This window comes from Halorubrum sp. Hd13, from assembly GCF_002252755.1.
Lineage (GTDB): Archaea > Halobacteriota > Halobacteria > Halobacteriales > Haloferacaceae > Halorubrum.
Genome location: NZ_NHOY01000039.1, coordinates 1 through 16,254, shown reverse-complemented (window position 1 = coordinate 16,254; position 16,254 = coordinate 1). Strand labels below are relative to the sequence as shown.

At 55.0% G+C, this 16,254-nt stretch carries 15 protein-coding genes and 1 pseudogene; 6 read left to right on the top strand and 10 right to left on the bottom strand.

Annotated elements, in window-relative coordinates:
* Nucleotides 1–80: 80 nt before the first annotated feature.
* Complete coding sequence (locus DJ81_RS18715; protein WP_141212538.1) at nucleotides 81–332, top strand: hypothetical protein; 252 nt, start codon at nucleotides 81–83, stop codon at nucleotides 330–332.
* Nucleotides 333–349: 17 nt separating this feature from the next.
* Here DJ81_RS18715 and DJ81_RS05325 read toward each other — a convergent pair whose 3' ends face one another.
* The 3 genes and pseudogenes from DJ81_RS05325 to DJ81_RS19980 all read right to left on the bottom strand — a co-directional run.
* Complete coding sequence (locus DJ81_RS05325) at nucleotides 350–955, bottom strand: site-specific integrase (protein ID WP_094588835.1); 606 nt, start codon at nucleotides 953–955, stop codon at nucleotides 350–352.
* 171 nt (nucleotides 956–1,126) lie between these two features.
* Nucleotides 1,127–1,639 carry a hypothetical protein gene (locus tag DJ81_RS05320; RefSeq protein WP_249269081.1) on the bottom strand — a complete coding sequence of 171 codons (513 nt, stop codon included), beginning with the start codon at nucleotides 1,637–1,639 and terminating at the stop codon, nucleotides 1,127–1,129.
* Between the two features lie 39 nt (nucleotides 1,640–1,678).
* Nucleotides 1,679–1,843, bottom strand: a pseudogene (locus DJ81_RS19980) (HNH endonuclease); the annotation flags it as partial.
* Nucleotides 1,844–2,097: 254 nt separating this feature from the next.
* Between DJ81_RS19980 and DJ81_RS05315 the strand changes: the two are divergent.
* Entirely contained in the window at nucleotides 2,098–3,024 is a 927-nt protein-coding gene (locus DJ81_RS05315; RefSeq protein WP_094588831.1) for a pentapeptide repeat-containing protein, read from the top strand.
* 94 nt (nucleotides 3,025–3,118) lie between these two features.
* Here DJ81_RS05315 and DJ81_RS05310 read toward each other — a convergent pair whose 3' ends face one another.
* The 5 genes from DJ81_RS05310 to DJ81_RS18710 form a co-directional block, all read right to left on the bottom strand.
* Complete coding sequence (locus DJ81_RS05310) at nucleotides 3,119–3,457, bottom strand: hypothetical protein (RefSeq protein WP_249269080.1); 339 nt, start codon at nucleotides 3,455–3,457, stop codon at nucleotides 3,119–3,121.
* 294 nt (nucleotides 3,458–3,751) lie between these two features.
* Entirely contained in the window at nucleotides 3,752–7,951 is a 4,200-nt protein-coding gene (locus tag DJ81_RS05305) for a tetratricopeptide repeat protein (protein ID WP_094588829.1), read from the bottom strand.
* Nucleotides 7,952–8,162: 211 nt separating this feature from the next.
* Complete coding sequence (locus DJ81_RS05300; RefSeq protein ID WP_094588827.1) at nucleotides 8,163–9,083, bottom strand: homing endonuclease associated repeat-containing protein; 921 nt, start codon at nucleotides 9,081–9,083, stop codon at nucleotides 8,163–8,165.
* 798 nt (nucleotides 9,084–9,881) lie between these two features.
* On the bottom strand, nucleotides 9,882–10,118 hold the full coding sequence (locus DJ81_RS05295; protein WP_094588825.1) for a hypothetical protein: 237 nt from the start codon (nucleotides 10,116–10,118) through the stop codon (nucleotides 9,882–9,884).
* Nucleotides 10,119–10,447: 329 nt separating this feature from the next.
* A complete protein-coding gene (locus DJ81_RS18710; protein ID WP_141212537.1) occupies nucleotides 10,448–11,182 on the bottom strand; it encodes a hypothetical protein in 735 nt (244 codons plus the stop codon).
* Nucleotides 11,183–11,256: 74 nt separating this feature from the next.
* Between DJ81_RS18710 and DJ81_RS05290 the strand changes: the two genes are divergently transcribed.
* Nucleotides 11,257–12,084 (top strand): hypothetical protein, encoded by an 828-nt coding sequence (locus DJ81_RS05290; RefSeq protein WP_094588823.1) that lies wholly within the window; start codon nucleotides 11,257–11,259, stop codon nucleotides 12,082–12,084.
* Nucleotides 12,085–12,100: 16 nt separating this feature from the next.
* On the opposite strand, the gene DJ81_RS18705 is transcribed toward DJ81_RS05290, so the two are convergent.
* On the bottom strand, nucleotides 12,101–12,580 hold the full coding sequence (locus DJ81_RS18705) for a hypothetical protein (RefSeq protein WP_141212536.1): 480 nt from the start codon (nucleotides 12,578–12,580) through the stop codon (nucleotides 12,101–12,103).
* Between the two features lie 919 nt (nucleotides 12,581–13,499).
* Nucleotides 13,500–13,760 (bottom strand): winged helix-turn-helix transcriptional regulator, encoded by a 261-nt coding sequence (locus tag DJ81_RS05285; RefSeq protein WP_094588821.1) that lies wholly within the window; start codon nucleotides 13,758–13,760, stop codon nucleotides 13,500–13,502.
* Between the two features lie 531 nt (nucleotides 13,761–14,291).
* Here DJ81_RS05285 and DJ81_RS05275 point away from each other — a divergent pair.
* The 3 genes from DJ81_RS05275 to DJ81_RS05265 all read left to right on the top strand — a co-directional run bounded on the left by DJ81_RS05275 (nucleotide 14,292) and on the right by DJ81_RS05265 (nucleotide 16,167).
* Nucleotides 14,292–14,540 carry a hypothetical protein gene (locus DJ81_RS05275; protein ID WP_094588817.1) on the top strand — a complete coding sequence of 83 codons (249 nt, stop codon included), beginning with the start codon at nucleotides 14,292–14,294 and terminating at the stop codon, nucleotides 14,538–14,540.
* A complete protein-coding gene (locus DJ81_RS05270; RefSeq protein WP_094588815.1) occupies nucleotides 14,537–15,097 on the top strand; it encodes a hypothetical protein in 561 nt (186 codons plus the stop codon). The genes DJ81_RS05275 and DJ81_RS05270 overlap by 4 nt, the downstream gene beginning before the upstream one ends.
* Before the next feature lie 80 nt (nucleotides 15,098–15,177).
* Nucleotides 15,178–16,167 (top strand): tyrosine-type recombinase/integrase, encoded by a 990-nt coding sequence (locus DJ81_RS05265; RefSeq protein WP_249269079.1) that lies wholly within the window; start codon nucleotides 15,178–15,180, stop codon nucleotides 16,165–16,167.
* The last annotated feature ends 87 nt before the right edge of the window (nucleotides 16,168–16,254 follow it).

The window sequence follows — 16,254 nt, the reverse complement described above, 5'->3', positions numbered from 1 at the left end:
CGGTTTCGGTAGTTTGGAAAATCCAAGAATACAGCCCCCCTAACAACGTTTAATTCCTAAACACCCATCGCATGTATTGCATGAGCTCGAAAGCATCCGAGTTTCCCGTCCACGAAAAATTGGACGTTCGAAAGTCAAACACGATCTACAAGAATGCCAATTGGTGGAAGGCAGTAATACTCTCTGAGTCGTTCGGGAGCACTGAAGTTGCTGTTTATCTCTGGCAACGGAATGACGGTAATTGGAAAAGAAGGCAAAAACTCAAAATCACCAGTGCCGACGAGTGGGAGTCTATCCGTGAGGTAACTGATTCATTCATCGAAGACCTGTAGTATCTACATCAGCAATCCTACGCGAATCCAGCCTCCTCAAAGGCGTCGTTTACGACGTCGGGCGTCGGGGCGTTGAGGTACGGTTCGATCGCCTGGAAGGAGTCCCACCCGCCGACCTGCATCACCACGCGGGGGTTCACTTGCTTATCAACGAGGAGTCGTTGCGCGAACCGGCGCCGGAGATCGTGGCTCGAGACGTGGAGAAAGTCCTCGTCGCCCGTGGCCTCCGCCGCGCGCTCGGCCGTGCGTTTGACCACCGCCCGGATCCCGCTCTCGGAGAGGTCGACGATCGGCTCGTGGCGCCCCACGTCTTCCGACCGAACGTACCGGTGGATATCGCCCTCGACCTCCCGCGGCAGGTAGGCGTCGCGAGGCTTCCCGCCGCTCCCGGTCGTGTCCTTCCCCTCCGGCACGCGAAGCCGGAAGTGGTCGCCGTCGGGGGTCCGCTTCACGTGTTTCGGCGCGACCTGCGGGATCTCGAAGGCGCGGAGCCCGACGAACCCGCCGAGCTGTATCACGAGGTCGTCGCGGTGACTCCCCGCGGCGCGACGGAGCTCCTCGAGGTCGTCGTCGGTGAGCCAACACTTGTACTGGTCCTCCTTACCGGTCGCCTCTAATCGCATGTGAACTTCCAAAAGAAGATAGCACTTAGTACGGCAGAACCGACGCGGTCACCGGCGTGATCAGGGCTGATTCAGGGGGTTCGTTGACGACTTGTTCTAGAAGTCGCTAATCTGTGTGTTATAACTACTATTCAGCTGAGATGCCGTTGGGTAGTTGAGGGGGTATGTACTTCACAGTAGGAACCCAATTATCCATTGAACAATTTGCAATGTTGCCCACAGTATGGCGCTTAGTATTGCAAGAACGATTATCCCTGCTACTATTGAGCCGTTAGATCCATCTGGACCCTGATGATCCTCGTCTGCGGTGTTTTCAATTAATCCCGAAGGTGTCTGATCCTGCGAAGAATCTGCTTCGATTCCGGGGGAACTCTCACCGCCTGCAGAGCTACTCAAGCTCTTGTATTTTTTATTTACAGATACAGTTGAGTTTTCGATGTCTGAATCATATCTCCTTTCAGATGTATGGCTGCCTTCCGGAGTTGATGTTGTTTCATCATACGGCTTCCTCTCAGCCACCCAGGGGTACTCCACTTCTTTGTTAGCTTCTATGCGTTTATTCGCTATTTCTTCGGAATATGCGGTTTGTGTGACTTGATCCCCAACTTCGTGAATAGGAATAATATCTTCCTGCGAAATACCATCCAAAGTTGAATACACCTCAGACAAATCAGGGATGGGCATGCCTTCATAATACTGTTTACTAGGCTGATGCTGTGAGTCATGACATGATCTACACAGGGTTACGAGATTTGTTGGACTGTTACTTCCGCCCGCACCCTTCGGTTTGATATGGTGCGCATGAAGCTCGGTTTCACCATGGGGCCCCCCAGCGGTCTCACAAAGACGACAAGTGTAATTATCCCGCTTGTACACGTACTTACGCATTTCATCCCAAGCGGGGTCGCTGGAGGGCATACTAACTTGATAAAATAATGTCTTTTCAATTATAAATATTTTAGGGAATGTTCAGTCCAAGATTGTTAGCAATACACTCGTTGCTGCATGCGGCTTCCGCTTCTTAATCAATAATGAGGTCCCGGATGCCACTCGACTTGTGTAAGAAACCGTCTATGTTTTTCGAGGCGATTGAACCGTTCTAGACGGTAGAATTAGGCCAATGCCGACCCACAGACGTCGGTATGCCTGATTCAATGTATAAAATCCCCAACGATCCCGATGTTACCTCAGAGGACATTGAGCCAAATGCGGACCTCTCGGGTGCCGACCTCACCGGAGCTAGCCTCAGAAGTGCTAACCTCACCAGTGCTAGTCTCAGGGATGCGGATCTCACCGGCGCTTTCCTACTTTATGCCAACCTCACCGACGCGGATCTGACAGGAGCCAATCTCACTGACACGTTCCTCGGGCGTGCTGACCTCACCAATGCGGACTTATTTAGTGCCGACCTCACCGACGCGAACCTCGGAGCAGCCGACCTCATTAAAGCAAACCTCAGAGCGGCCGACCTAACCCAATCAAATGTTAAAGGTGCCGACTTCACCAACGCATTCCTCGGTGGGGTGGAGTTGAGTGGCATAACTCTCTCTCGGAGTACGCTTATTGATGCGCCAGGTGAGAGGATATCGACTGATTTCACTGACGATGATTCTATATCTCCGGAGCAACGGTACGACATCATCGCCCGCACGAATCACGAACTCCGAACAGCCTACAGCGCGAACGGACTAATTGGCCGTGCTCGAAGTGCTCGCGTTCGAGAACGTCGCGCCCGGCGTAGGGAAGCACTCGCCGAAGGAGGACTCGGAGGCACTGCCGCGTGGTTCGGTTCGCTGTTATCCAAGGTGTTCACCGGATATGGAGTCCAACTCACCTGGGTTGCTAGCCTCATGGTAGCCCTTTACCTGTTATCCGTCGGCGTGTATCATTTCGTAGGAGAGATGTCGCTCGGTCGGAGCCTGTACTACAGCGTCGTGACGTTCACTACGTCGCCGCCGGATCCGCCAGCGTCAGGTCTTACGAGTGTTGTCGCGGGAATTGAGACATTCGCCGGCACTGCGGCGATCGTTTTCCTCGGGTATGTGCTCGGTACTCGAGAGCGAGTGTGACCGTTTCCGGGTTGTGTGAGAAGTCGTCTATAGCCACCACGGACAACTGAAGCCGCAAAGATCCTGCCTTTCCCCGTTTCAACATGAGAGCGTATCAGCGATACCGCGGGTGGACCCACACCAGTCCGCCACCGTACGCCTCAACCCATGCTGTCGGATCGTCGAGCTCGCGCTGGAGAAGTTCCTGCTCACCGGCGTACACGCCATGCTTGTCGAATTGAACGGCGACAAGCGATCGTGAAGCGGTCTCGTAGTAGATTGCTCGCTTGGCCTCGTGCCCGATGCCGACGAGGTCTCGACCCTCCTCGAACCTGAATAGATTCTCAGCCATTTTCGCGCTGTGGACACCCGATCGTCGAAGTTGGAGCTCTTCGGCGAGGTTCACGAAGACGTCGCGGCGCCGAATCCTCTCTCCCGAGTCCGTCGTTGCCATATCTGTAGCACTGGCAGCCAACGTAAAGGACGTGAGCCATGGGCATAGGGTGAAACTGGAAGTATAACAGGGAGAGAGGGCTCATCGACTCTGTTGAACTCCTCGAAAGATGATAGAAATGAAGCGTTGAATACTAAGCGCGTATCGGTCAGAGCAATCAGGCCAATACTCTAATACGATTGATAATCTGCAGGTTAAAACCAATTAACAAGAATGTCAAGTAAAATTATATTTTATCCTTGATACTACGAGGTTCGGGTCCACAGTCAACCGTCGCGGCGCTTCCTTTCGCCGTCACTCGTCAGTCCCGTCAGAGACGAGTTCTCGACGCCTTTCTTCGAACCACTTGGCGTCGTTCGAGAGGTCTATCTGGTCGATAGATTCAGTCCATTCCCGTGCACGTCCGCACCACTCAACGGCCGCTTCGATATCGCCCATCCGCTCGCAGACGTCAACGAGATTTCTGAGCGAGGTCACGGCGTTGCGTAACGCACCAATCTCGCTAAGTTGCTCGTTCGCCCTTCGAAAGTAGTCCCGTGCGTCATCGTAGTCACCTTGCGACTTGGCAACTGCGCCGAGGTTGTTCAGATTGCTCGCGATACCCTGTCGGTCGCCGAGTTCCTCTTTGATTTCGAGACTCTGCCGATGATAGTCGCGTGCATCGTCGTAGTCACCTTGTGACTGAGCGACGAGGCCGAGATTGTTCAGACTGTTCGCGATACCCTGCCGGTCACCGAGTTCCTTTTTGATCTTGAGACTCTGCCGATGATAGTCACGTGCATCGTGGTAGTCGTATTGATTGCGGGCGACAAGGCCGAGGTTTCCAAGGCTGTTCGCAATACCCTGTCGGTCACCGAGTTCCTCTTCGATCTCGAGACTTTGCTGATAATAGTCGCGCGCGTCGTCGTAGTCGCCCCGTGATAGGGCGACTGTGCCGAGATTGTTCAATGCGTTCGCGATACTCTGTCGGTCACCGAGTTCCTCTCTAATTTCGAGACTCTGCCGATGATAGCTATGTGCATTGTCGTAGTCACCTTGTGACTGAGCGACGAGGCCGAGATTTTCAAGACTGTTCGCGATACCCTGTTGATCGCCGAATTCCTCTTTGATTTCGAGACTCTGCCGATGATAGTCGCGTGCATCATCGTAGTCGCCTTGATTTCGGGCAACTACGCCGAGATTGTTCAGACTGTTCGCGATACCCTGTCGATCGCCGAGTTCCTCTTTGATTTCGAGACTCTGCCAATAATAATCGCGTGCGTCGTCGTAGTCACCTTGTGACTTGGCGACTGTGCCGAGATTTTCAAGACTGTTTGCGATACCCTGTCGGTCGCCGAGTTCCTCGAAAAGCCTGCGGCTACGCCGATAATAGTCGCGTGCGTCGTCGTAGTCGCCCTGTGACTGGGCGACTGCGCCGAGATTGATCAGGCTGTTCGCGATACCCTGTCGGTCGCCGAGTTCCTTGTGAATGTCGTGGCTCTGCAAATGATAATCAACTGCATCGTCATAGTTGCCTCGTGACTGGGCGACTGCGCCGAGATTGATCAGGCTGTTCGCGATACCCTGTCGGTCGCCAAGTTCCTCGAAAAGCTTGCGGCTCTGCCGATGATGCTCGAGTGCGTCGTCGTAGTCACCTTGTGACTCGGCGATTGAGCCGAGATTTCCAAGGCTACTCGCGATACCCTGTCGGTCGCCGAGTTCCTCAAAAAGCCTGCGGCTCCGCCGGTAATAGTCGCGTGCTTGGTCGTAGTCATCTTGTGACTCAGCAACTGTGCCGAGGTTGTTCAGACTGCCTGCTACACCCCGTTGGTTGCCGAGTTCCTCTTTGATTTCGAGACTCTGGTGATGATACTCATGTGCCTGGTCATATTCACCTTGTGACTGAGCGACGAGACCGAGATTGTTCAGACTGTTCGCGATACCCCGTCGGTCGCCGAGTTCCTCTTTGATTTCGAGACTCTGGCGATGATACTCATGTGCCTGGTCATATTCACCTTGTGACTGAGCGACGAGGCCGAGATTTCCAAGGCTGTTCGCGATACCCTGCCGGTCACCGAGTTCCTTTTTGATCTTGAGACTCTGCCGATGATAGTCGCGTGCATCGTCGTAGCCGTCTTGAATACGGGAAATAATGCCGAGATTGCCAAGACTGTTCGCGATACCCTGTCGGTCACCGAGTTCCTCAAAAATGCTGCGGCTCTGCCGGTAATAGTCGCGTGCGTCGTCATAATTGCCTTGTGACTGGGCGACTGCGCCGAGATTGATCAGGCTGTTCGCAACACCCTGTCGGTCGCCGAGTTCCTGGAAAAGGTCACGGCTTCGGCCGATGTGAACACGGGCCTGATTGTACGCTCCTCGCCTTAGACAGACGCGTCCCTTCCACGCCTCAATCTGCGCGACCGCTTTCCGTTCACAGACCGACGGTGCGGGCACTTCCCGGTCAGTCCCAAACTCAAACAGCGGTGCGAGTGCGGGCCGGTCTTCCCCGAGTTCGAGAACACCGATTGCGACTTGCTTAGCGAACTCCGTGGGGCCGTCATCGACGCGGAGCAGGACCGTTGAGTCGGGGTACGCGTCCGCCAAATATTCACGGAACGTCTCATCGTCGACGACGGCGTACAGCGCCGCTAGGCAGGTGTGAAACCGATTCGGGTCAGGCGTACCGAACCGATCCTCCCGACCCTCTCGCTCTGCCTCGAGCGATTCAGCCTCCTGCTGGAGGTACAATGTCGCCCAGAGTTCGTGTGTCGTTGCCGGCACCGCAGCGTCGGGGTCATCAGTCGGATAGACGAACCAGCCTTCGAGCGCATCGCGAATATCGTCGATTTCCTCGTGTACCGCCTTGTCGCGGCCATGTTTCTCCCCAAGTGCGTGAAGGAGCTCGGGATGGTTCCCGACGCCGGTGGCGATCAGCAGCGCCGTCGTCAGCGCGACATCCTGCCGCAAGTTGGGATCGAACGCGGTGATGTCGGTCCAATGTTCACTCCCCTCGGCCTCTCCCCTAATCGTCTGATACTTGTTCTCCACATCGTTGAATAGACCGCCGCCCTCACCGCCGACGGGCAGGAAATACGAGAGGAACAACATCTGTCCAATGTCACCACCGCGTTCAAGCTCCGCCTGGATTCTATTGGGGGATGCCTGCACATCTCGTCCGGTCGTCGCTTCGAATTGGTCGAACACCGCTTTGACCACCTCTTTTGACAGGCGTTCATTGAGTGGGTAGCGGGTGATGTTCCGATACGCTTCCGCGAGTTTTCCTTGTGCGCCGGTTTCGGGCTCTCCTGGCTCTCCGAACCGTTCTACGTCGCCGCGTCGGGCATCAAGGAGGAAACTCACCGACTCCCCGCGGAGGTCGGTAATCGCCTCGTACACGCCCTCGGCGCTTGCTCGCACGGCATCTTCAACGACGACAAGAGTGTGACCATCGCTCTCCCGCACTGCCCCAACAAGTGGCCCCGAATTCGTGAAGTGGTCACCTCTCCCACTTTCGCGGTAAAAGACAGCCCCGGTGTCAGGTTCATCGTACCATTCGCAGGCGACGGATTTACAAATCGTGCTCTTTCCCGAGCCCGCGCGACCGACGACGAGGCGGTCATCACCGTCGCGGAGCGCCGACAGCAGCTCCCCCGTGGCGGTCCAGTCGTCATCATGGATTCCGTCGCGATCCGCCGCGAAACTCTGTCGATTATTTTCTTCGTTCCCGTTCTCGTCGTCCTCCGCTCTTCGCCCCCGCACATGGATGAGATCGAACCCCGCCCGCCAGGCCGCTTCGGGGTCGTTGATCTCGCGATCGAACTCGACCGGCGTGAGGCGAACAAAGCCATATTTCCTAAGATCGCCGCGCCAAAGCCTCTGAAAGCTCTCACGGAGATCGCCTCGCGTGTCTTCCAGTTCCTGCTTGAGGTCTACGAACCTACCCTCTAGATCGAGTACTGTTTCGAGCGTCTCCTGGACCTGCCGAGCCTCAATGAGGTCGCGGAAGTCAAGAAACAACGCCTGCGCCTCGTACACGTCGTCTGTACCGAACGCCTCACACAGCTCCGTACCGAGATCGTCAATGTCGCCAGAGAGGATCCGGTTGACGGCGTCGTCTAGGTCGCTCCGCCCCTCGCCGGCGTAGTATTCATCCATTAGCCGCCGTAGGTTGTCGGGATTGCCCCGGGCCGCATCAATTGCGGCGTCGCCAAACCCCTTCGGCAAGAGGTGACTGATTCCCTTTGCGAGTTTCACGCGATACGCTTGTTCGTCCGCGTCGGTTTCTTCGATATATTGCTCGAGGCGTCGGTCGGCTATCCGACTGTACTCAACAAGTTTGGTTTCTGCGAGGGTCCCAATAACCACTCCGCCGACGAGCCAGGTCGGCTCCGCCGTGGCGACTCCTGACGCCATCTTAAACACCCCGCTCTCAGTCAGTTTTTGAATACCGTCGCGAATGGCCGCTGCGGCAGCGTTCGCGTCAATCGCTGGAAGCCAGTCAGGACTGGCTGTCATCAGTTCACATATGTGTGTATGTTGTAATAATATTTTTTCTCTTAATCCAAGTGGTAGCGCTCAGACAGGGTACCTAAAGCGCTATATTTATGCTCTGTATTCAGCAAAATCTCTCAAACCTGCTAGGATCTAAGAACTCTAACAGAGCCGGTTCATTTGAAATTCTCAATTGCCGATAGTATCGGAGGCCGTGCTGAAGACAGAGGATGAATTACTCGCTAAACGTCCCGAGCTTCGACTGTACAGTAATATTCCCCCATTCAACGTTTGAGTGGCAGCTATCGCAGAGCGTAATAAGATTTTGGAGCCGATTCGCCCGTTCGTAGTCGTCGAACTGGGTAAAAGGGATGATATGATGGACGTCTAGCTCTGAATCATCTCGACCACAGTTCTGACACGCGTGGTTATCCCGCTCACGTGCTTTGGCCCGCTGGCGGTGCCAATTCGGGCCGCGATAGTAGTCCCCGTTATCCTTCCATCGGGGGTGATTCTCGCCAGAGTACTCACGCGATCGCCATTCGACGAGGCACTCTTGTGAGCAAAAACGGGTCTCACCTTCCTCACTCGCAGCTCTGAAATACGACTCACCGCACCGCTCACAGGTGAACTCAGTTTGATTGTAGTCGTAGCGATTGTTCTTCCCGGTCATATTCTCAGACATCCACTGACCGAGGCAGTCGCGGCTACAGAACCGACTCTTATCCTTCTCTGCGTGTTTCACACTGTACTCGTCGCCGCAGGCTTCGCACTCCAGAGTCACTCGGCCTTTTCTGAGGCGCTCTAATGAGGCAGCGTCCTGGATGGCACCCATAGTGCCGTAATGAGATTGTATTGATTGAGAAGAGTACTCTCCGAGCTCATCATATTCAGATTGGGTGGGCGTTTTGTCGAGCTCCTCTGCAACTCGTTTGTAATCAGCTAGGAGGTCGTCCTTCGAGACTGAGCGGGGATTGTTTTCCCCTGTCATCCGTGGCGGGTCCGGATCCCTTGTTGGGATGTCGTGCCTGTCGAGCCAGTCTAAGACGGTTACGTCGGAACATCCCAACTCTTCACCGATGGCAGCAGCTGAAAGCCCGCCTTCTACGTATAGCTCGTATAGCCGGTCTTTGTCCTGCCAAGGCGAGTCCGGCATTCTGTGAAAGCAAGTAATAGACAGTAGGATAAATTACCGCTGCTCGACCGAACAATTCGACAGTTGCGTTCATTCTACCGACAAAGTGGATCACCGATTAGGAGCGCCAACAAGACTAGATGTATGACTACTTGTCTCTGAAATAAGCCATGCCTGTGGCTCATCACAGGTTCTTAATTATGCTTCTAGAGCCTCTAAAACGACGATTATTGGCGCCTTCGAAGGTAGCGCTGGATTTATCTGCCAGTGTCGCGAATCAAATCACGGGTGCGAGAGAGTCAACTCTCTCACAACAGGTAACGGCGCACCCAACTGCAACCCAGTAAAGGACCACAAACAGGCGAGAGCACTATAGACAACCTAAGTCGCGTATCCGGCTGCACGGTACTGCCACATCGTAGTGTCGTGCTGAAAATCGGATACGTGGGGCTGGGAATAAGCTAACCATCGGCTCTCGCCTCACGGTTCTTCGAAGTATGATAAAATGTCAAGATACACCCAGTGTCTATTAAACTCTGAGCCCCTACGAATTCACGTAGGTGTACGCTCCGAGAGCGAGGATGACGTATGCCAGAGCCACGCCCGGGCCGGCGTAGACCAACACCGGGACGGATGCCATTATAGCAGCCGCCGGGGCTGGTACTTCGACAAAGCTAACCATCGATTGAATCGCGGATCGTCTATCCACTCGCGACTTTTGTTCGCCGCTAAGGGCGTGTTTCTTACGATGGCACATAAGCGTCTCGGGGGAGCAAGGTGAAAGTAAAAACGGAGAATTTTCTCGTAATGTCGTGTCGATCAATTATACCGTGGGTGGATCCACATCAGTCCGCTACCGTACGCTTCAATCCACGCTGTTGGATCGTCGAGCTCACGCTGTAGAAGTTCCTGCTCACCGGCATATACGCCGTGTTTGTCGAATTGAACGGCGACAAGCGATCGTGAAGCGGTCTCGTAGTAGATCGCTCGCTGAGCCTCGTGGCCGATCCCGACGAGGTCTCGACCCTCCTCGAACCTGAATAGATTCTCGGCCATTTTCGCGCTGTGGAACCCGATCGTTGAAGTTGGAGCTCTTCAGCGAGGTTCACGAAGACATCGCGGCGCCGAATCCCCTCTCCTGAGTCCGTCGTTGCCATATCTGTAGCACTGGTAGTCAAGGTAAAGGATGTGAGCCATGGGCATAGGGTGAAACTGGAAGTATAACAGGCAGAGAGGATTCTGTTGAAATACTCACCCGCTGATGGTTTGAAGAGACCCTGCTGAATACAACGCACGAGCTTATACTGAGTTCTTCTCGGATTCGATCAGGCCGGATTGGTCAGTACAGCTATTGACGGTATCATCTTGATCTTCACCATTCAGCCCTATTCTCCCTTATCACTCTGGGACTTTTTTGCCAACCGGTTATTATCGGAGAGTATATCTGAGAACAAATTGACCGACAGCAGTACAGCAAAAGTGAGTATGAGATGGAGTACGATACCCGGAATGACCGTATAAGATAATTCACCAATTGTCATACTGTCAACTTCGGCACCGACAGGGAAGTAGTGATACAATAAACCTACTGCAATAAGTGGTGATATCTTGTATATCTTCTGAACATTATTTTTTGCTTCATACTTCAAGAACTCGTTTATCAGGTATACTGAGTAGATGCTTATTGATATGAGAAACAATGAGATATCCAATATTGGTGTTATTTCGTCCCCATATTGCGCACCAATTGTCATTGCCGAATACACGAGTGCTGAGATCCCCACAGTCAATACCGTAATCGCTCCAAAGTCCAGATAAGCGCCATCTCGAAGAGCATTACTCGCAGTCTCAAATCCATCCTGAATGATTACCAGCATGAGGATGAGAAAAACAAGAAGACTGCCTGCGATTCCATATTGGACCTCAACAGCGAGCTCCTGAGAAAGGCGAGTCAGATAAACCGCAATTGCGGCGAATAGTCCGGAAATGGTAATGAGTTGGTAATTCTTCTCAATGAAGTATATGAGCGAATATTGCTGAGGGTCGTCATTATCTTCTCCAGTTGGTTGCTGGTACGGGGGTTCATTTTCATCTTCCCGTCTACCTGGACTGTCCGGCATTACTTCTCTACGTATTTCAACAGAGCCGGCTACTGATAAGAATATATGAATCTCGACTCTGTTGACAAAATAACGTGTCCGACAAAGCTCCTCCAACACGCTACGATATCGGGTCAGACATTGCCTTCATTCTCGTAATCCCTGCCCTCCTCACGTCGATCCACTTTCTCACACCGTCAACCCTCCAACAGCAACTCGCTCTCAGACCGAGCAACCCACAGTGGTACTCGGTGTTCACGGCCGCGTACGTCCATGCGGGCGTCGATCACCTCCAGGGGAACGTCGTCGGCTATCTCCTCGCAGTGAGCTACGCGTATTGGCTCTGTCTCCACACGGATCGGCGACAGTGGTTCCGGTGGACCACCCTCGGAATGCTCGTGGTGACGCCGATCGTGGTCAACAGCGTCGATCTACTCGTCTTCGGCTCCGTATTGCCCGAGGTCGAGGGATACTCTCGCGGCTTTTCGGGTGTCGTCGGCGGGTTCGGTGGGTTTCTGATCGTCGCGTTCGTCGGCGCCATCTGGGATACGTACGGGCCGGAACTCGCCCAAGTTGTCGGCATCGCGCTTGTCCTACTGCTGTTGCAGCTGATCGACGTGGTGTACGCCGGGACGGTGCGACCGCTCGTCGCCGGGCTCGTCACGTTCGGGATCGCGATACAGGTCGTCGGAGTTCTCTATGAGCGCGGGTGGGAGCTTCCGACAGTTGAGGCGTCATCGAGAACGCTCGTTCTTCAGGTCACTTCTGCGGCGCTCGTGGTGGGGGTGCTGACGCTTCTGGTGCTACAGATGTTCCCGGCGGCGCTGGTGGGAGGTGGGACGTTCGTGAATATCGTCGCTCATGGGACTGGGTTACTGACTGGTTCTGGGATATGTACTGTCTTCCTAGGCATAGCAAAGTAGCCCGAGATTGGTGATATTATTCTTCCCGTCGGAAACTATCACTGACACTCGTCCAGATCCAGTGCATTCCTATCTCTAAGAATCTGCCAATGATGCCGAGAACCAAGGATAAAGATGCTGTGACGGTAATACCACCAGTCAGGAAGATTAAATCACTAACAGTCAGGCCCAAAACGGAGTTTGAGGGGAGATATGAAACAACAATGGTAGACAGCGCAGTGACGATCCCAACAAAAAACAGTATACCAAACAGAATCGTCGGAAGGTATGCCCCTCCAAGCCTCCCTATAGTCAAAAACGGACGTAATTCACTACCTGCAGCCCACATCTGAGAAGGAATGATCTGCCGTAACCAATAGTCGAGGCCGCCTGCACCGCGACCTTTCCACTGGACGGAGCGATGTCCATCCTCCTTCGTCTGCTGGATAAACTCATCCTCATACAGGTCATCAATATGTCGTGACACACCGCTTTCGTCGATGTCGAACTGATCCACGATTGTTTCCCGAGGAATCCACTGCGCCGGTCTTTCGTAAATGAACTCACCAATATTCCGCTTTGTCTGCTGATCGTCGCGGGGATATGCTCCGTGAAGGTCTTTTAATCTTTTTGTCATTCTGTATAGCACAGCTTGAAACCTTCTGCAGACCCGTCTGCAAGGATTATTCCCGTGAAAAGAGGTGTTACAGACACACCTGCAAAAGTTATTTTTTGTGAAACTTCCATCTGTTTTATATTCAATATGCCCCTATCAATTGACCGTAATGTCCGGATACCAACGACCGACGTGGCCTGACGAATCGGCTATCATCAATACAGTCGTATCGTTCACTCCAATTAAAGTCACTCAGACAAGCAAAAAAACTGCTGGGGGGGATTACCTATGACGGATCTTGTTGTGATATTCCTTCTCGGTCCGTTCTTTTTCTTCCCAAGGCTGCTGACTTTCTCGTTAGGGTCAATCAGTGAGCTCTACATGTTTATAGCGTCGGGCCTTGGGACTGCGTTTTGGGCTCTTGTTCTTGGGGCAATTGGGGGACTTGCAAAATAATGCGAGATCAGAGTGTGCGATATTTTATTGGGAGTCTGTTCAGTCGTCAAGCTCTCTATGCCTATGCTATCGCGGGAGGGCTCACGACGTCTGGACAGTTGGTGATGTTATGGGTCGGCGAAATGGCACAAATCCCCCAGCGCACAGAAGGATTGCCAGTCTTTATCGAACTATACATTGAGACACTTTTGCCACTCTGGATCCCACCAGTTACATCTTGGAACATTCTCTTGCTCCTGATCAATATCGTGATCGCATTCTGGATATTGCTGTCTTGGACAATCAGTTACGATCGGTCGCAGAGATTCTAGCAGACTCAAGATTTATATTGAGGAAAGTGTACGACAGGTTTTGAGGCCGCTACTTAATCGGCCTCTTCGAGTTCGTTGGCGTCGATCTCGCCCGCAAGGTACTCCCGGCCGAGTTCAGTGATCTCGTAGTAGCCGCGTTTTGGCTTCTCTACGAAGCCCTGTTCAGTGAGTTCGGATAGCCGTCTCGTGACGTGTTGTCGAGAACGATCGATGTTCTCTCCGATCACGGCAGGCGTAAGGCGGAGACCGGACTCAAGCGCCTCTAAAATCCGGTCGTCAGTTGGCATTTGCATCCACTCCGCCGGTTTTCGCATACGGTTGCAGTCTTAGAACATCATCATAGTGGTATTGGTACCTAGATCTGGAGTGACTGATAGTTAACATAGATGTGACTAATTAGTCAAAAATTATAATACCTACGAACCCACACCTGTCAGTCACGGACCCACTCGGCCGTCGTCAACGATGCGCCGTGCCTGAAAAGGACGCGGGCCGCGCTGCTGGAACAGCCGGCCCGTGTGGGGTTCCGTGCCTACACACGAAACCCATGCACACCGATTCGACGCGGGGGCTTGAAACTCCCGTCCGAGAGCACGAACAGCGCTTCACTACCACTCCCGACGCCCTCGCCGTCGTGGTCCGCGCGGACCGCGCGGCGCACGACGTGGCGCAGACGTCACTCGGGGAGTTCGCCGGTAAAATCGACCTCTATCCCGAGAATCATGATTAGGACTCATAGCGGCGGAACTGACAGAACCGGCAGAATCGCCCGAAGAAACGACTACTTCCAGTTTCGCCCTACCCCTTTGGCCGCTCCCTTTTTAACGGGGACGGCTCGCTCCGATATGGTCGAGATCGACCTTGACGAGGAGACGGATCGGTGGCAATGGCGGTGTCCGGCGGGGCACCGTTCGTGGGAGCCGACGAACTACCACTTCTGGTGCGCGCAGTGCGCCCGAAGGAACGACCCGGAGGCCGAACCTGAGTTCCAGGAGCTTCGGAACGTCCGAACCGAGGAGACGGTCCCGCGCGACGAGGTCGAGCTCGTGCGCGGGTCCGACTCCTACAAGAGCCTCCGGGGTGGGAAGGCGTGAGCCCCGTAGAAGTGGAGATCCGGCGGAACCGCTACGGCTCGGTGCTCGCGTACTCGGACCGAGACCGCGCTTCCCGGCTCCTCGCGGACCACCGCGCCGTGTTGCAGTCGCTCTATGATCTGGTCGACCGACGACACGGGACGGACGGAGACGTGGTCGCGCGGCTCCATGTTCGCGACGAGGAGCGCCGTGTTAAGGGGCTCGACCTCGCGGACCGGTTCCGCCGCAACCTCGAGGCCGACCGCGCGATCGCGCTCGTTGAGGACGTGCGGTACCACGCCGGCGAGAGGGAGCTCGTGACCGACGGCGGCCGGCCGAACCAAGATCTCGAGCGTATCGCGGACGCCCTCGAGCTCCAGAACGCGCTCCTCTTACAGCTCATTCAGGACCGCGAGCGCGAGCGCGTGCAGGAGGATCCGGACCACTCGGGTCGGTCGGACCACGCGATCGCGACCGACGTCGTCGACTCCTACGGCGACCTCTACGGCGGTTCGATCGGCTCTTGGCCGTTCGATCCGGTGACTGACCGAGTCGGGGATATGGGGGACTCACGGTGAGCCAAGTCGGTTCCCCGCCCGCAGATCCGTCGGACCTCTCTCCGCGTCAGGCACGCGATCGGTTCCTCGACAAGCGCGGCATGGAGAATTCGGAGAAGACGATCCGCAGCTACCGGGCCCGCCTCACTCAGTGGGTTATCTGGTGTGAGGAGCGAGGCGTCGAGCGCGTCGGTGACCTCTCGGGGTGGCTGTTCGACGAGTACGAGCGGTTCCTCCGCGAGGACAACGCGCCGGCGACGGTGAAGGGCAAGATGACGGCCGTCTCGCAGTTGGTTCAGTACCTCGAGACGATCGAGGCGGTCGACGACGATCTCCCCGAGAAGGTCCATGTCCCGAAGCTCACTCGGGCGCAGGAGACGAGCGACACGATGCTCGACACGGAGGACGCGAAGGAGCTCCTCGAGTTCTATCGGAACGATCCGGGTCACTTCGGGACGGCCCCGCACGCGATCCTAGAACTGTTCTGGAACACCGGGTGCCGCCTCGGAGCGCTCCGCGGGCTCGACCTCGGAGATTACGATAGCGACGCCGGATACGTCGACTTCAATCACCGGCCGGAGTCCGGGACGCCCCTGAAAAATGACGAGGAGGGGGAGCGTGTCGTACGTATCTCGGATGCGGTCACGGACGCGCTCGATACGTATATCGCCCGCGAGCGATCGGAGAAGCGCGACGACGGAGGCCGCGAGCCCCTGTTCTCGGGACGCCAGGGACGCGTGTCGGAGTCGACAATCCGAGCGTGGGCGTATCAGGGGACGCAGCCCTGTTTGTACACGCAGTGCCCGCACGGGAGCAGTCGCGGGAGCTGTAAGTTCATCCAGCGGTCCCACGCGTCGAAGTGTCCCTCCTCGAGAGCGCCGCACCACATTCGGACGGGTTCGCTCACTTGGCACTGCGACCGCGGGCTCCCGATCGAAGTGATCAGCGAGCGCGTCGACGCGGACCCGGACACGATCAAACGGTACTACGACAAGGCTGATCGGCTCCGCAAGATGGAGGAGCGGCGCGAGGAGTTTACGGCGAATCTGGATATCGACGAGGAGAGCGGCGACCACGACGACGAATCCTAATCATGAATACGACACCGAAAAACTACGTCTCGGCGTACCGACATTGCACTAATCGCGAGCTACTTTCATCCCTCCGGCCCCATAACG

Coding starts and splice junctions, on each gene's coding strand:
- DJ81_RS05295 (WP_094588825.1), bottom strand. CDS start 10,118: ATGGCCGAGAATCTATTCAGGTTCGAGGAGGGTCGAGACCTCGTCGGG.
- DJ81_RS05310 (WP_249269080.1), bottom strand. CDS start 3,457: ATGGCAACGACGGACTCGGGAGAGAGGATTCGGCGCCGCGACGTCTTC.
- DJ81_RS05285 (WP_094588821.1), bottom strand. CDS start 13,760: ATGCGAAAACCGGCGGAGTGGATGCAAATGCCAACTGACGACCGGATT.
- DJ81_RS18715 (WP_141212538.1), top strand. CDS start 81: ATGAGCTCGAAAGCATCCGAGTTTCCCGTCCACGAAAAATTGGACGTT.
- DJ81_RS05265 (WP_249269079.1), top strand. CDS start 15,178: ATGGAGAATTCGGAGAAGACGATCCGCAGCTACCGGGCCCGCCTCACT.
- DJ81_RS05305 (WP_094588829.1), bottom strand. CDS start 7,951: ATGACAGCCAGTCCTGACTGGCTTCCAGCGATTGACGCGAACGCTGCC.
- DJ81_RS18710 (WP_141212537.1), bottom strand. CDS start 11,182: ATGCCGGACAGTCCAGGTAGACGGGAAGATGAAAATGAACCCCCGTAC.
- DJ81_RS05300 (WP_094588827.1), bottom strand. CDS start 9,083: ATGCCGGACTCGCCTTGGCAGGACAAAGACCGGCTATACGAGCTATAC.
- DJ81_RS05315 (WP_094588831.1), top strand. CDS start 2,098: ATGCCTGATTCAATGTATAAAATCCCCAACGATCCCGATGTTACCTCA.
- DJ81_RS05275 (WP_094588817.1), top strand. CDS start 14,292: ATGGTCGAGATCGACCTTGACGAGGAGACGGATCGGTGGCAATGGCGG.
- DJ81_RS05320 (WP_249269081.1), bottom strand. CDS start 1,639: ATGCCCATCCCTGATTTGTCTGAGGTGTATTCAACTTTGGATGGTATT.
- DJ81_RS05325 (WP_094588835.1), bottom strand. CDS start 955: ATGCGATTAGAGGCGACCGGTAAGGAGGACCAGTACAAGTGTTGGCTC.